A 16115-nucleotide genomic window follows, 5' to 3' on the forward strand; every position below is an offset into this window, starting at 1 on the left:
CGGGGCTCCTGCGATTTCTAGCTGAGTTAACCTCAGCAACGGCTACAGCCCATAGAAATCCGGCCCGGATCCCTCGTAGCTGGGGTTGACCCGCAAGTTTAAGTGGGGACAGATGATCTCGCAGGTGCGGCACTGGATGCAGTTTTCCAAAGACATGGCATGGGAGCGGATGCCATTTTGGTCGTGGATGTGGTGTACCTCGGCTGTGCAGTCGGCCACGCAGGGGGTGGGGCGATTCAGCTTGTCGTAGGTGGCGATGCACCGGCGGCAGGTTTCGGCGTCGAACTCCAGGATGTGACGGTTACCCTCGGGGTAGCGGGGATCCGCGAAAAAAACCGCATCGGGCCGCGAGAAATAGCCCGGTCGAGAGGCCAATTCCTGGGGGGCCAGGGCTGTGGGGGCCACAAAATCCGCTTGAATGGCAGCGTGGGGGGCCACATAGCTGCGCGGGGGTGGCTCGCTGGGGCTGACCCGCCCGGTGAGCAGGGTGTAGGCGCGCAGAGTTTCTCGTCCGCGGCGAACGGGATCCTGTAAACCCCAGCGCAGGGATCCCAGCCAGGGATGGCCGGCATCGACGCTGCGGCACACCTGAGGCAAGTATTCTTCCAGCAGGCGGGAGTTCTCCAGAAAAGCCTCGCGGAAATAGCGACTGCGGTAGAGGTTTTGCCCCACCGCACTTTCCATCACCGCCTTTTGGTAGTCGGCCTGGATGCGCAGATCCCCTTTCAAGAAGCCATCGTGAATGAGGCCCGCCGCCAGATAGCCGGTTTCCATCGCGTTATCCACCCCGGCCAAGCTGCCCACATCCAACACCCCCAGCGCATCCCCCAACAGCAGGGCTCCCTCAACGCCAAACCGGGTGGGCAGGCTGTGGTAGCCCCCTTCGGGAATCACGGCAGCCCCGTACTTGAGCAACTTGCCGCCGGCAATCAGGGACTGGATCCAGGGGTGAGCTTTGAACTCCTGCAGACGCTGCTGGGGGTTAAGGTTGGGGTTCTTGCTGTCTAGGCCGATGATCAGACCTAAGGCCAGGCGATTGTCTTTGAGGCCATAGACAAAGCCCCCGCTGAAGCTGCCATCCAAAACCGGGTAGCCCAAGGTATGCCACACCTGCCCCTGCAGGGACTGGGGGATCTGCCACACCTCTTTGACCCCCACCGACCACAATTGCGGGTTGGGGCGCAGTTGAAACTTCTCGATGAGATCTTTGGAAATGAAGCCTTTGTCGCCAAAGCAGGTGAGTTCGGCAAAGATACAGTCTTCGTACACTTGGCCGGAATCGCTCGCCCGTACCCCGATCACCCGCTCCCCCTCGTAGAGGATTTCATGGGCGGCAAAGCCGGGGAACACATCGAGGGTAACATTTGGGGTCCCTTTGGCTTTTTCCTGCAGGGTTTCGGCCAGCCAGCGGATCACGTGGCTGAGGGTGAGAATGAACTGCCCCTGCTTGCGAAATCCCGGCGGGATCACCGCTTCCGGCAGATCCCAGCGCTGTTGGGATCCCAGCACGCTCAAGTGATTGGCTTCCACCCGGCCTTCGTGGGGAAATCCTTGGCTTTCAAAATTGGGGAAGAGCTTGGCGATCACTTGGAGGTTGCAGATGGCGCCACTGACGATGTGACCGCCGAATTGGCGGGCTTTTTCCAAAATGGCGATGGAGATTCTTAGCCCGGATAGCTTGGCCAAATCCAAAAGGCGATGGGCCAAGATCAAGTTGGAGGAACTCCCCCCCACCAACAGAAGGTCGTAGCGGATGGCTTCACTCATAGTCCCCCACACGGTAGCTCTGGATACCCTGCCTGTATCCTAAAAAGGGGAAGGGGAAAGGGGGCAAAACTTTAGACCTTCTCAAGCCTCTGGTTGAGCCGCCAGCAAAATGATTGTCATTGGCTTAATGTCGGGCACCTCTGTAGACGGGATCGATGTAGCCATCGTCCACCTGGAGGGTGACGATTCCCTACAGTGGGAGTTAATGCATTTCCAGACGATCCCCTATTCCCCAACGCTGCGGGCGGAGATTTTGCGGGCTGCGGATCCCAAAACCGGCACGGTAGATCACATCTGCACCTTGAACTTTCGCTTGGGTCGAGCTTTTGCGGCAGCGGCCTTGCAAGGGATCCAGGCGGCCCATCTCACCCCCCAACAGATCGATCTCATCGGCAGCCATGGCCAAACCCTTTGGCATAACCCCAGTGGGCCAGAAGCTTCGACTTTGCAAATCGGTGAAGCTGCGGTGATTGCCGAGCTGACCGGGATCCCGGTGGTGAGCAATTTTCGGGCGCGGGACATGGCGGCAGGAGGTCAAGGCGCACCTTTGGTAGCTTTTGTGGATTGGCTGCTGTTGAGGCATCCCCACCTTCATCGTGTGGCCCAAAACATCGGCGGCATTGCCAACCTCACCTATCTCCCCAGCCTCTGCAGTGGGGGATCCCCCTTGGCCTTCGACACTGGCCCCGGCAACATTTTGATCGATCTGGCGGTGATGCGGGCCAGCCAAGGACAACAAGCCTTTGATCGCGATGGAAAATGGGCTGCCCAAGGCCAAGTCCACTGGGAAAAAGTTGCAGAATGGATGCGGGATCCCTATTTTCAAAAGGCACCGCCCAAAACCACTGGCAGAGAGTATTTTGGATCCCTTTATTTGGAGCAAATTTGGACCCAATTTATATCTGCTCACGACTGTATTGCCACCCTCACAGGGTTTACGGCCTGCTCCATTGCCCAAGCCTATAGGGACTTTTTGCCCGCGACCCCAGATCAAGTTATCCTCAGCGGTGGCGGCACCCAAAACCCTGTTCTCATGCAACTGCTGCAGGAGCAACTGCCGACCACAACCCTGTTGACTTCCGACCAAGTGGGGATCCCTTCTAAGGCCAAAGAGGCCCTTGCCTTCGCGGTATTGGCCTATAAAACCTGGCAAGGTAAGACCAACAATTTACCGGAAGCAACTGGGGCAAGACATGCTGCCATCTTGGGCCAAATCACACCCTCTTGTCGTAACCAGTCCTAACTCATCCGTATCGTTATCTCCAACAAGCTTGAGCCATTCCTCATACTCCCGAGGAAAGAGAAATGTCCGGAATTGCGGCGGAGCCTCTGCCGAATCCAGATCTCGCTAGGATGTCACGCAAGGCTGAGAAAAGCGATAAAGTTACCTTGCCAAGATCTATAAATCAAAAGCCCTAGTTCTTATGAAGGATCGTCCTCTGCCTCCACTTCTGCTGGCAATCATGATTTTTAATTTCTTCATTCTCTTTGGCTGTAGTGTTGTCCGGCATCACCTGTTTCAGTCTGGAGGATATGATCTTGGCATCTTCGACCAATCCATCTATCTAATCAGTCGGGGAGAGGTTCCGTTTTCGACCATTCGAGGGATCCACATCTTGGGAGACCACGCAGCCTTTATTCTCTATCCCATCAGCTTTTTGTACCGCATTGTCCCCTCGGTCTATTGGCTGTTTGGGCTCCAATCCCTGGCGTTAACCTTGGGAGCATTGGCTATTTATCACCTTGCACTTCAGGCCAAGGTCGATCCCAGCCAAGCAATGGTGATTGCCGGGGCCTATCTTCTCTACCCGGCCATTTTTAACGCCAACCTTTTTGATTTTCATCCAGAGGTTTTGGCCGTTCCCCTTTTCTTGGCGGCTGTGCTCTGCATTCGCTCTGGAAAATTGTGGGGGTTCCTTCTCTGTTTGAGCGGCATTCTTGGCTGTAAGGCAGTGTTGTCTCTCAATGTTGTCGCCCTGGGAGCCTGGCTGTTGCTTTGGGAAAGAGGACGAACTCAAGAACGCTGGCAATGGCGCTGCCAAGTGGGCGGCTGGACGGCAATTGCGGCAGGATCGGCTTGGTTTGGGATAGCCACTTTTGGGATCATCCCTTACTTCAGCGGCAGCGAGCCGGCAGCAGTTTCCCACTATGGCTATCTGGGCGATTCTGTTGTGGAAATTATTCAAAGTTTAATCTTGAGGCCGATGTTGGTTTTGAGCAAAGTCTTCTCCCTGGACACCCTGCTTTATGGAGTTTTATTGGTCGTGCCTTTGGCTTGGGGTCTCTCTTGGCGGCATTGGGATCCCTGGATCCCTGCCCTGCCTACCCTGGGTTTGAATATACTCTCCAGCAACCCCGCCTATCGAGATCTGGTGCATCAGTACGCTTTGCCTATCGTTCCTTTCTTGTTCTTAGCTGTCATCGAGAATGTGAAAAATCACCTCTTCCAGAGCCGTTTTATAAAAGATGGAAAACTGCCCCTGATCTGGTCTTCGCTGGCCTTTTTGGCCTTGGGGAAATACACCTTTTTCGGCTCGATTTATCTCAGCTCCCTGGACACTTGGCAGGCAACCCGACAGGCTCTTGCCCAGATCACCACCCAAGGGGGCGTCCTCACCACCCACGAGATCAGCCCTCACCTCACCCAGCGACCTGTAATCTACTTTACAGACGAGGGCCGCTTCAATGGATCCCCGCCTTCTCAATGGGATCCCTTTGATTATGTGTTGCTCAACACCCGTCATCCGGGGTGGCGCAGCAGTCCAGAGTTTTCCCGTGTCCTGATTGAAGCTTTACAGAAGGAAACTCAATTCCAGCTTCTGTACCACCAAGATGGGGTGTATTTGTTCTCTAGGTTACGAAAAGACCTCTAAGAATCGCATAAGAATCGCAATTCTAAGGACTGCAGACTACTTTATTGGCACTTGATCTAATTGACTTAAACCAAGTCTTCTTCTCGTTGCAACAAATGATTAAGAAACTGCTGCTTCAATCTAAAGAAATTGTTTACACTTGCAAGGCTTAATCTGAGCTTAGTCTTCTCTTAACTTCAAGCCACTAACTTTGTAGTGCCTATCCTCATGCGCGAATAGAGTAGCGCAGGGGTTAGGTGCTGTTTTATAAGACTCGCCAAGTTTCTAAACAAAACTTGTCAAGACAAGAGGAGAAGTCAACGTGAGTATCCATTCGCATGGCCCTAAGCTTCGTCCTGGAGACGAGCCTATGTGTAACCACTCTCCCAACCCCACCTTCAGCAGCATCCTGGAGAGCCGTTTGCAGCGGCGTCAAGTGTTGCAGGGGGGAATTGCTGCAGCGGTGGCCACCTTTTTTGGCTTGCCTGCGCTGAACGGTGCTTCCAAATCGGCAAAAGCCGCCAGTGGCAGTGCTTTGCTGGGCTTCAAGGCAATTCCTGTGAGCGCGGAAGACAAACTGGTGGTGCCCGAAGGCTACACTGCCCGACCGCTGCTGGCTTGGGGTACTCCCATCACCGGCACCTATCCACAGTTCAAGCTGGAAAACACCGGTGCCGAGCAGGGAATGCAGGTGGGCAGCCACCACGATGGCATGCACTTCTTCCCCATTGACGGGAAGGATCCCTGGCAGGGCAGCTCCACCGAGGGTTTGCTGGTGTTTAACCACGAGTACGTCGAGCCTCGGTTTATGCATGCTGCGGCTGTGGGCCAAAAGCTGGATTCCGACTTGTATCCCACCAATCCTGACGGCAGCCGCGATCCCGACCAGGTGCTGAAAGAGCTGAATGGCCACGGGGTGAGCATTGTCCACATCAAGCAGCAGGGAGACGGCAGTTGGGAAGTGGTGCGGGATCGCCTCAACCGCCGCATCACCGGTCTTACCCTCATGGAGATCCAAGGGCCAGTGCGGGGATCCGACTTTGTGAAAACCAAGTTCAGCCCCGAAGGCACGATGACCCGTGGCACCCTGAACAACTGCGCCCACGGCGTCACTCCCTGGAATACCTACCTTACTTGTGAGGAGAACTGGGCGGACTACTTCAGCAACACCAGCAAAGGCCCCGACCAAAAGCCCAACCTGCCCCGGGAGCACAAGCGCTACGGCGTGAGCACCGAGACTTCCCGCTACGGCTGGGAGCTGGCCAGCAACAAGGCGGACGAGTTCATCCGCTTCAATGCCACCCCCACCGCTGCGGATGCCACTCAAGACTACCGCAATGAGCCCAACACCTTTGGCTGGGTGGTGGAGATCGATCCCTTTGATCCCAGCAGCACTCCCAAGAAGCGCACCGCTCTGGGCCGCTTCGCCCACGAAGGCGTGGTGTTCCAGCCGCCGGTGGAAGGCCAGCCGATTGTGGCCTACATGGGGGATGATGCCCGCTTTGAGTACATCTATAAGTACGTCTCTGCCGAGCCCTACCGCAAGGAAACGGCGGGCGGACATCTGTTGGACAATGGCACCCTGTATGTGGCCAAGTTCAACGAAGATGGCACAGGGGAGTGGCTGCCGCTGGTGTTTGGGAAAAACGGTCTAACCCCGGAAAACGGCTTCACCAGCCAAGCAGATGTGTTGGTGAATACCCGCACGGCGGCGGATTTTGTCGGTGCTACTAAAATGGACCGGCCTGAGTGGGGAGCGGTGGATCCGCAAACCCGCATGGTCTACTTCACCCTGACCAACAACAGCCGTCGGGAACAAGACCAGGTGAACGCTGCCAACCCCCGTCCCAAAAACAAGTGGGGTCACATCATCCGTTGGAAGGAAGCCAACGACCGGCCTCAAGCCACCCGTTTCGAGTGGGATCTCTTTGTCTTGGCCGGGCCGCCTGAAGATAGCCGCACCCTATCAGGTCAACCCCTCAATGCAGATAACATCTTCAACTCTCCCGATGGTCTGTGGTTCGATGCCAGCCGTCGCCTCTGGATCCAGACCGACACCAGCGAAAGCAATCTCAACCAAGGGGATTTTGCTCCTTTTGGCAATAACCAAATGTTGGCTGCCGATCCGGATACAGGGGAAATTCGCCGCTTCTTGACCGGGCCGATTGGGCAGGAGATCACCGGTGTGGTCACCACTCCCGATCAGCGCACCATGTTCATCAACGTGCAGCACCCAGGCGCCAGCACCAGCGAGGACGACTTTGCTGCCGGCAAGGTCAATTCCCGCTGGCCAGACTACGACCCCAATCTCTACCCCCGCTCGGCGGTGGTGGTGATCACCAAAAATGACGGCGGGATCATCGGTACCTAGTTGTCTCTGAGGCCGTCAGCCCATAAAACCCAGCGGCAGGGATCCCTTCTCTCTGCCGCTTTCTCGCACTCATAGTCGCTTCAGGTTAGGTTGAGACGCCAGGGCTACGAGGAATTAATCCCACAGGTTTAAATCCGTCACTGCCCCCAGGCTGCTGCTGGAGACCAGCTTGGCGTACTTGGCTAGGGTGCCCCGTTTGTAGCGAGGCTCAGGAGGAGACCAGCGGGCGCGGCGGCGGGCCAGCTCTTCTTCGCTCACATGCAAGTGCAACTGGCGAGCCGGGGCATCAATGGTGATGAGATCCCCTTCCTCCACCAGGGCAATCGTGCCCCCCACATAGGCTTCGGGAGCCACATGGCCCACTACCATGCCGTAGGTGCCGCCGGAGAAGCGGCCATCGGTGATCAGGCCAACGCTATCCCCCAAGCCGGCGCCGATGATGGCCGAAGTGGGCGAGAGCATCTCCCGCATGCCGGGGCCACCTTTGGGGCCTTCGTAGCGGATGACCACCACATCCCCTGCTCGGATCTGGCCGGAGAGGATGGCCTGCAGGCAGGACTCCTCTGAATCGAAGACCCGCGCCGGCCCGGTAATTTTCGGGTTCTTGACGCCGGTAATCTTGGCTACTGCTCCTTCGGGAGCCAGATTCCCCTTGAGGATGGCCAGATGCCCTTGGGGATACAGGGGGCTGTGCCAAGGGCGGATCACCTCCTGATCCGGGCTAGGCTCGTCCGGCACATCCCGCAGGACTTCGACGATGGTCTGGCCGGAGATGGTGAGGCAGTCCCCGTGCAGCAGGCCGTGGTTGAGCAGCATTTTCATCACCTGGGGGATCCCGCCGGCCCGGTGCAGGTCGGTGGCCACAAACCGCCCTGAAGGCTTGAGATCGCAGAGGACAGGCACGCGAGCACGAATGGTCTCGAAATCATCTAGCGTCAGGGGCACTTCTGCCGCATGGGCAATGGCCAGAAAGTGGAGCACGGCGTTGGTGGATCCCCCTACAGCCATGATCACCGAGATGGCATTTTCAATGCTTTTGCGGGTGATGATATCTCGCGGGCGGATGTTGGCTTTGATGGCCTCTGCCAAGACCTTGGCCGATTGGGCTGCACTTTCGGCTTTCTCTTCGTCTTCTGCAGCCATGGTGGAGGAGTAGGGCAGGCTCATCCCCATGGCCTCAAACGCGCTGGACATGGTGTTGGCCGTGTACATGCCGCCGCAGGATCCGGCACCGGGACAGGCATGGCGCTCCACCGCCAGCAGCTCTTCCTCGGAGATGCGCCCGGCACTGAACTCCCCCACCGCTTCAAAGGCGCTGACGATGGTGAGGTCGCGGCCATTGTAGTGACCCGGCTTGATGGTGCCGCCGTAGACGAAGATGGAGGGCACATTGAGGCGGGCCATGGCAATCATCGCCCCCGGCATATTCTTGTCGCAGCCGCCGATGGCCAAGAGGCCATCCATGCTCTGGCCGTTGACCACCGTCTCGATGGAATCGGCAATTACTTCCCGCGACACCAGGGAGTATTTCATCCCCTCCGTGCCCATCGAGATGCCGTCGCTAATGGTGATGGTGCCGAACACCTGGGGCATACAGCCCGCCGTTCTCAAAGCCGCCTCCGCCCGCTCCGCCAGAGTTTGGATCCCCATGTTGCAGGGGGTGATGGTGCTGTGGGCGTTGGCAATGCCGACAATGGGCTTGCCGAAGTCTTCGTCGCGAAAGCCTACGGCCCTGAGCATAGCGCGGTTGGGGGAGCGCTGTACCCCTTGGGTAACCACTTGGCTGCGCAGCGGGAAAGGGGAATTGGCCATCATTGCAAGAGGAAACCGGGACGAAGTAGGGAGAGGAGAAAAGGGGTAGAACTCATCCTACCGCGTTTCTTCGGGGGAACATGAGCTTTCCCGGAAAGAGGGATCCAAACCAAATCTGAAGCAACTCTGTAAGTTGTCTGCACCTGCGCCGAGGATCGGCCAGCCTACCTAATAGAAGGGATCCCAGGTTCCAATCGCCCTGGCAAGACCGAGTCCTTGCACTCCGGGTCAAGACGCAGGGGTCGGGGATCCCTTGTATGGGTGTTTTTCTTTCGTGTTGGCGAAGCCTCGTATGGTTCTCAGCTCTCCTCTCCCCTCGCCTGCAGTGCCCAGCAGTGCCGACCGCGTTGGCGGGACGGAGTCCTCACAGGAGATGTCGCGGGATGTGCTCACCCTCTCCCGTCATGTTTTGCAGCAGTTTGGCAGCTTTACGGCAGAGGCCCAAGACTTCAGCGCCCTGATGAACCGCATTGCCCTGGCCGGCAAGATGATTGCCCGGCGGCTGAGTCAGGCAGGACTGATCGAAGGGGCGCTGGGGGTTACCGGCAGCCTCAATGTCCAAGGGGAAGAACAGCAACAGATGGATGACTATGCCAACCGGGCCTTCATTCGCGCTTTGGAGCAAACGGGCCTGGTGTGTCGGCTGGTCTCGGAAGAGATGAAAACCCCGGCTCGCCTGCCGGAAAACTGCTCCCTCAGCCGCCTGGCCCTGATGATCGATCCCCTGGATGGATCCTCCAACATTGACGCCAACCTCAGCGTCGGCTCTATCTTCTCCGTCCTTCACCCTCTTGAGGATCGCCCGGAAGCGGACAACCAAGACCTGCTGCAACCGGGCCGTCGCCAACTGGCTGCGGGATATATTCTCTACGGCCCCAGCACCCAACTGGTCTACTCCGTCGGCAAGGGGGTACACGGTTTCACGTTGGATCCCAGCTTGGGGGAATTTATCCTCTCCCGCAGCGACATCCGCATTCCTGAACGCGGCTCCGTCTACAGCCTCAACGAGGGCTATTTTTGCCAGTGGAGCGAAGGGATCCAGAACTATGTCCGGTATGTTCACCGCCGCGATGGCTACATCTCCCGTTACAGCGGCGCTCTGGTGGCGGATTTTCACCGCATTCTCCTGCAGGGCGGAGTTTACCTCTATCCCGGCACCCAGAAAAAACCGGAGGGCAAGCTGCGCCTGATGTACGAGGCCAACCCCCTGGCTTTTCTGGCCGAGCAGGCGGGCGGGGCGGCCACCACTGGCACCGAGGCCATCCTAGACATCGTCCCCCAATCTCTCCACCAACGGGTGCCCCTTATCATTGGCAGCCGCGAGAACGTGGAAGAAGTGCTGCGCTGCCTAGAGGGTTCTCTGGTGCCCTAGGTTCTTCCCAATCCTTCTCTTTGAGCCAAGCTGGCCTATGGTAACCCTGGCAGAAAACCCCCTTCGCGTTGGTCTCAACCAAGAACGCACCCCGGATCCCTGTATTGTGGTGCAGTTTGGCGCTTCTGGGGATCTGGCCGCCCGCAAGCTGCTCCCGGCCTACTACCGGCTATTTGGGCAGCGGCGGCTGCCGCCGGAGTTTACTTTGGTGGGGGTGGCCCGCCGCGATTGGACTCACGAGGTTTATCGGGAAAAGATGCGGGCTGCCGTGCAGGAGTTTGCCCCCCAGGACTTGGGGCCGGAGGCCCTCTGGCAGGACTTCGCCAGCCGCCTGTTCTATTGCCGCCTCGATATCGGAGATGCTGAGAGCTATCTGCGCCTAAAGCAGCTGCTCAGCCAGCTGGACGAAGAGCGGGGCACCCGCGGCAACCGAGTGTTCTATCTGGCGGTGGCGCCGGACTTCTATGCCCAGGCCATCCAACAGCTGGGGGCAGCCGGTATGGTGGCCGATCCGACCAAAACGCGGGTGGTGATCGAAAAGCCCTTTGGCCACGACCTCACCTCGGCCCAGGAACTCAACCGCCTTGTGCAGCGAATTTGCCAGGAAGAGCAGATCTACCGCATTGATCACTACTTGGGCAAAGAGACGGTGCAAAACCTGCTGGTCTTCCGCTTTGCCAACGCCATTTTCGAGCCTCTCTGGAACCGCAACTACATCGACCATGTGCAGATCACCGTGGCGGAGACGGTGGGGGTGGAGGATCGGGCTGGCTACTACGACACTGCCGGCGCCCTGCGAGACATGGTGCAAAACCACCTAATGCAGATCTATTGCCTGACGGCCATGGAGCCACCTGTCTCACTGCGCAGCGATGGGGTGCGCAACGAAAAGACCAAGGTGCTGCAGGCCACCCGCCTAGCGGATCCCCGCAATGTGGCAGCCGCAGCGGTGCGGGCGCAGTACGGCCCTGGCTGGATTGCCGGCAAGCCGGTGCTGGGCTATCGGCAGGAGCCCAATGTCAATCCCCAGTCCAAAACCCCCACCTACGTCGCTCTGAAACTGGAGTGTGATACTTGGCGGTGGAAGGGGGTGCCCTTCTACTTGCGCACTGGGAAACGCCTGCCCAAGAAGGTTTCGGAGGTGGCCATTCACTTTAAGCAGGTGCCCCTTTCCCTGTTCCAATCGGCAGCTCGGGAGGTGAGTCCCAACATCCTGGTACTGCGCATCCAACCCAATGAGGGCATCTCGTTGCGCTTTGAGGCCAAGATGCCGGGGCCAGAGATCCGCACCCGCTCGGTGGATATGGATTTCCGCTATGGGACTGCCTTTGGAGCGAGTACACCGGATGCTTACGATCGCCTGCTCCTGGATTGTCTGTTGGGAGATCCAACGCTGTTTACCCGTGCCGATGAGGTTGAAGCGGCCTGGCGGGTGGTGACGCCGGTGTTATCGGCCTGGGAGTCTGAGCCCGGCAGCGGCAATGGCGGCGGTGCTGCACCGCCTCTGTTCACCTATGAGGCCGGCACTTGGGGGCCAAAGGCTGCCGAAGATCTGCTCACCCAATCGGGGCGGCGGTGGCGACGCCTCTGATTTGGCTGCTCTCGGCTGGTAAACCATGGCCTATCCACCTCTGTGTAAGCCGGGGCACCCTCAGCAACAGGCAGAAGAGCATGAGCAGCTCAAGAGCCCTTTCAAATGGCCGCTGCAGAAGAGAACACCAAGACGTAGGGATCCCCGGCTGTTGCAGCTAACATGGGCATGGCCTGTTTATTGCGTGGGTATCATGCCGCCACTGTTGTTCCGGTTATCCGTCCGGCCCTGGCGAGCCTTGTCGGTGGGCCTGGCAGTTGTGTTGGGGATGGGAGGGTGGAGCTCTGCCCAGGCCCAGGTGTTGCTGCACGTCCCTCTGCCCAATGGGGGCTTGATGCAGGCCCAAGCGCTACAACTGGCCACCGACTCGCTGCGGTTAGCCCAGTTTGGCCAGACGGAAGAAGCGCTGCGCCGCCTGCAACTGGCCGTGTCCATGGTGCCCAACTCCTCAGAGCTACTCTACGTTTTGGGCAACGTCCACCTAGAACTGGGGGACTTGGAGCAGGCGATTGCCTCGTTGCAGAAGGCCCGCGCCCTGTCTCCTCAAGATGGGGCTGTTCTCTACTCGCTGGGATCGGCTTATTTGCGGCAGGGCAGCTACTTTGCCGCTGCTGAAACCCTGGAACGAGCTGTGGCCCTGCAACCGATAACCCCAACGCTCGCTTCCAACTGGGCAATGCCTACCTCATGCTGGATCGGTGGGATGCGGCCCGGCAGGAATATGAGAAGACCTTGGAGTTGGATTCCGCCTATTGGCCGGCCATGAACAACATTGGCTTGGTGGACTATGAGCAGGGGGATCTCGACGCCGCCATCGATCGCTGGGAACGCACGATAGAGATGAACGACTCTGTGGCAGAGCCCTATTTGGCCCTGGCGACTGCCCTCTACATTCGGGGAGAAACCGAACGGGCTGAGGAACTGGGGGCAAAGGCCATGCGCTTGGATCCCAACTATGCCCGCCTGCAGGTGTTGCGGGAGAATCTGTGGCGGGAAAACCTGCTGCGAGATGTGCAGATCCTCCTGCGCACCCGCCCTGTTGCAGAAGCTCTGCAGCAAGCCGCTATCGAGCAGTTCAACCGGCGGATGGGCCTTTCGGAATAGGCTCAGGAATTGACAGTGGGAAGTTCTGCAGGGGATCCCTTGAGAACTCGTGCCTGAAACTTGGCCCGAATCCGCTCGGCAATCCCGGCGCTGTTCAAGCCTAGTTCTGCCAAGGATTCCTCGGGAGTGGCGTGCTCCACCCACACATCCGGCACCCCCAGGCGCAACAAAGGCACTGTCAGGTCGGCGTCGAGCAGGGCTTCGGCCACTGCCGAGCCAAACCCACCCATGAGGCAACCTTCTTCCACCGTCACCACCAAGCGGCTCTGTTCGGCCAAAGGCAGGATCAGCTCGGTATCCAAAGGCTTGGCGAAGCGGGCATTGACCACCGTGGCTGAGATGCCGTGTTCTTTCAAGATCTCCGCCGCCTGCAGGCTGGGATGCACCATCGACCCATAGGCCAGGATCAGCACCTCGCCGCCGCTGCGCAACACCTCGGCTTTGCCGATGGGCAGGGGTTCCCATCCCTCTTCTGCCAGAGGCACCCCCACGCCAGATCCGCGCGGGTAACGCATGGCGATGGGGCCCTGGGTGTACTGGATCCCGGTCACCACCATGCGCTGTAGCTCCGCTTCATCTTTGGGAGCCATTAGCACCATTTCCGGAATGCAGCGCAGATAGGCGATGTCGTACATGCCTTGGTGGGTGGGGCCATCGGCTCCTACAACTCCCGCCCGATCCAAGCAAAAGAAGACCGGCAACTTTTGGATACAGACATCGTGGATGATCTGGTCGTAGGCCCGCTGCAAGAAGGTGGAATAAATGGCCACCACTGGCCGCATTCCCTCACAGGCCATGCCAGCCGCCAACGTTACAGCGTGCTGCTCGGCGATCCCCACATCCACAAACTGATCCGGCAGCTTTTCCTTGAGCTTATCCAGGCCAGTGCCCGTATCCATAGCGGCGGTGATGCCGATGATGCGGGGATCCCGCTCGGCCAGCTTGCAGAGGGCATGGCCAAAGACCTTGCTGTAGCTGGGGGGCTTGGGCTTGGTGGGCGGGTAGGGCTTGCCGGTGGCCAGGTCGAAGCGGGATTGGGCATGATACCCCACCTGTTCCGCTTCGGCAGGCGGGTAGCCCTTGCCTTTGACGGTAGCTACATGCACCAGTACCGGGCCGGAGATGCCGTGGGCCAACTCAAAGGCATCCAACAACTCCGCCAGGTTGTGCCCGTCCACCGGCCCCACGTAGGTAAAGCCCAGCTCCTCAAAGATAATGCCGGCTTTGTTGTTTTGCACGGCGGTAACCAGCTTCACCGTTTCCTTGAGGCGGTCAATTTCTGGGCTGAGGCTGGATCCCAGTAGGGGCAGGTTCTTCAGTTGCTCTTCTAGGCTGTCGGCCAAAAACTGCACCGGCGGGCTGAGGCGCAGGCGGTTTAAATAGCGAGGGATCGCCCCCACATTGGGGGAAATAGACATGCCGTTGTCGTTGAGCACCACCATCAGGTTGGTCTTGGGCAGGTGCCCGGCGTGGTTGATGGCTTCGTAGGCCATGCCTCCGGTTAGGGCCCCATCCCCAATGATGGCCACCACCTTGAAGTTGTCTCCCCGCCGATCCCGAGCGATGGCCATGCCCAAAGCTGCCGAGATGCTGGTGGAAGCGTGCCCCGCCCCAAAGTGATCGAAGCGGCTCTCGCTGCGCTTCAGGTAGCCGGAAATCCCCCCCTTCTGGCGCAATGTGTGGAAATTGTGGTACCTGCCGGTGAGCATTTTGTGGGCATAAGCCTGGTGCCCCACATCCCAGATCACCTTGTCTCGATCCAGATCGAGGGTCTTGTAGAGGGCCAAGGTCAGCTCCACCACCCCCAGCCCTGGCCCCAGATGACAGCCGACCGGGGAATTGGCAGCCGTCTGCAGATGTTTGTCGCGAATCTGGCGGGCTAAGCTGCGCAACTGGCTCAGGTTCAGGTTTCGGAGCTGGTTGGGATGAGTGATGTCACTCAGGTGCATAATGGACTCGTCCTTCCGGTGTGATCTCACTCTAATTCATTTTCAGGAGGGGTTTTGTAGCCCTCCCTCTCAAAACTTCAAGGAATGCAGGGATCCCCCTTAATGCTGGGCCAAGGGCAGTGAGATCTTGAAAGGGGCACGCCAAGGAGCTTATTCAAGGGTTAGCCTCGCGTAAGGCCCTCGGTTGCTCCGGAGTTAAGGGCTAGGGCCCACTGCCGCGATGGTTTCTTCCTTTTTGTTAGCCATGAAAATCGCCGCCAACATCACCCAGCTCATCGGTCGCACCCCGCTGGTGCGGTTGAATCGGATCCCGCAATCGGAGGGGTGCCTGGCCGAGATCGTGGTGAAATTGGAGAGCTTTAACCCTGCCGCTTCGGTGAAAGACCGCATTGCCGTCAGCATGATCGAGGCTGCCGAACAGGCCGGTTTGATCACCCCCGGCAAGACCATCTTGGTGGAGCCCACCTCTGGCAATACCGGCATTGGCCTGGCCATGGCCGCTGCTGCCAAGGGTTACCGGCTCATCATCGTCATGCCTGAGAGCATGAGCCTGGAGCGGCGACTGCTGTTGAAAGCCTACGGAGCAGAGGTGCACCTGGCCAGTAGCGCCGGCGGCATGGGGGAAGCCATCTGGAAGGCTGAAGAGATCGTCCGCCGCACTCCCAACGCTTACATGTTGGGCCAGTTCACCAATCCCGCCAACCCCCGGATCCATGCCAGAACCACCGGCCCGGAAATTTGGGAAGATACCGATGGTCAAGTGGATATCCTGGTGGCAGGGGTAGGTACCGGCGGCACCATCACGGGGGCGGGCGAGTTTTTGAAGGGGAAAAACCCAGCCATTCGACTGGTGGCCGTTGAACCCAAGGCCAGTGCCGTCTTGAGTGGTGGACGGCCCGGCTTTCATCGCATTGAAGGGATCGGAGCGGGATTCGTGCCTGATGTGCTGCGGCGCGACCTGCTGGATGAGGTGATCCCAGTGGAAGATGAAGAGAGCATGGTCTACAGCCGGCGCCTGGCCAAAGAAGAAGGGATCCTCTCCGGCATTTCCACTGGGGCTGCCTTGGCGGGAGCCATCCAGGTGGGGCGGCGACCGGAAAACGCTGGCAAGCGGATTGTAATGATCCAGCCTAGTTTTGGGGAACGCTACCTGAGCACACCTCTTTTTCGCGACTTGGAGCGGGATTCCGATTCGAGATGACGATGATGCTGAGACTGCTGCCCTACAGGTCGCCCTGGCCCAGAGGGCGAGCTAGCATGGGTGAGAGTGACGTGGCGGAACGGCAGACGCGCTAGA

General features: G+C 58.7%; 11 protein-coding genes. 8 read left to right on the forward strand and 3 right to left on the reverse strand.

Going from position 1 to position 16115, the window contains the following annotated elements; genetic code table 11:
* Nucleotides 1-42: 42 nt before the first annotated feature.
* Nucleotides 43-1767 carry an electron transfer flavoprotein gene (locus NW818_RS05355; protein WP_414424016.1) on the reverse strand — a complete coding sequence of 575 codons (1725 nt, stop codon included), beginning with the start codon at nt 1765-1767 and terminating at the stop codon, nt 43-45.
* A gap of 109 nt (nt 1768-1876) precedes the next feature.
* On the opposite strand from NW818_RS05355, the gene NW818_RS05360 reads away from it, so the two are divergent.
* The 3 genes from NW818_RS05360 to NW818_RS05370 all read left to right on the forward strand — a co-directional run bounded on the left by NW818_RS05360 (nt 1877) and on the right by NW818_RS05370 (nt 6990).
* The gene (locus tag NW818_RS05360) at nt 1877-3010 is read left to right on the forward strand and encodes an anhydro-N-acetylmuramic acid kinase (RefSeq protein ID WP_414424017.1); all 1134 of its coding nucleotides are present in this window, start codon (nt 1877-1879) and stop codon (nt 3008-3010) included.
* Between the two features lie 220 nt (nt 3011-3230).
* Complete coding sequence (locus NW818_RS05365) at nt 3231-4640, forward strand: DUF2079 domain-containing protein (protein WP_414424022.1); 1410 nt, start codon at nt 3231-3233, stop codon at nt 4638-4640.
* 349 nt (nt 4641-4989) lie between these two features.
* Nucleotides 4990-6990, forward strand: coding sequence for a PhoX family protein (locus NW818_RS05370; protein WP_414412821.1), 2001 nt, complete (start codon nt 4990-4992; stop codon nt 6988-6990).
* Nucleotides 6991-7104: 114 nt separating this feature from the next.
* Here NW818_RS05370 and ilvD read toward each other — a convergent pair whose 3' ends face one another.
* Entirely contained in the window at nt 7105-8802 is a 1698-nt protein-coding gene (gene ilvD / locus NW818_RS05375) for a dihydroxy-acid dehydratase (RefSeq protein ID WP_414424018.1), read from the reverse strand.
* Between the two features lie 373 nt (nt 8803-9175).
* On the opposite strand from ilvD, the gene fbp reads away from it, so the two are divergent.
* From fbp to NW818_RS05395, 4 genes are all read left to right on the forward strand, one after another.
* Nucleotides 9176-10174 (forward strand): class 1 fructose-bisphosphatase, encoded by a 999-nt coding sequence (fbp, locus tag NW818_RS05380; RefSeq protein WP_414389055.1) that lies wholly within the window; start codon nt 9176-9178, stop codon nt 10172-10174.
* 37 nt (nt 10175-10211) lie between these two features.
* Nucleotides 10212-11765: a glucose-6-phosphate dehydrogenase gene (zwf, locus tag NW818_RS05385; RefSeq protein ID WP_011433572.1), complete on the forward strand. Its 1554-nt coding sequence runs from the start codon at nt 10212-10214 to the stop codon at nt 11763-11765.
* 193 nt (nt 11766-11958) lie between these two features.
* Nucleotides 11959-12531 (forward strand): tetratricopeptide repeat protein, encoded by a 573-nt coding sequence (locus NW818_RS05390; protein ID WP_414424019.1) that lies wholly within the window; start codon nt 11959-11961, stop codon nt 12529-12531.
* Nucleotides 12453-12869, forward strand: a complete 417-nt coding sequence (locus NW818_RS05395; RefSeq protein ID WP_414424020.1) for a tetratricopeptide repeat protein — start codon at nt 12453-12455, stop codon at nt 12867-12869. Before NW818_RS05390 ends, NW818_RS05395 begins: the two co-directional genes overlap by 79 nt.
* 2 nt (nt 12870-12871) lie before the next feature.
* On the opposite strand, the gene dxs is transcribed toward NW818_RS05395, so the two are convergent.
* Complete coding sequence (dxs, locus tag NW818_RS05400; RefSeq protein ID WP_414424021.1) at nt 12872-14818, reverse strand: 1-deoxy-D-xylulose-5-phosphate synthase; 1947 nt, start codon at nt 14816-14818, stop codon at nt 12872-12874.
* A 244-nt stretch (nt 14819-15062) separates the two neighbouring features.
* Here dxs and cysK point away from each other — a divergent pair, with 244 nt between their 5' ends.
* Nucleotides 15063-16019, forward strand: coding sequence for a cysteine synthase A (gene cysK, locus NW818_RS05405; protein WP_011433569.1), 957 nt, complete (start codon nt 15063-15065; stop codon nt 16017-16019).
* Nucleotides 16020-16115 lie beyond the last annotated feature (96 nt).

The sequence above is a fragment of the Synechococcus sp. R6-5 genome (assembly GCF_047461775.1).
Classification (GTDB): domain Bacteria; phylum Cyanobacteriota; class Cyanobacteriia; order Thermostichales; family Thermostichaceae; genus Thermostichus.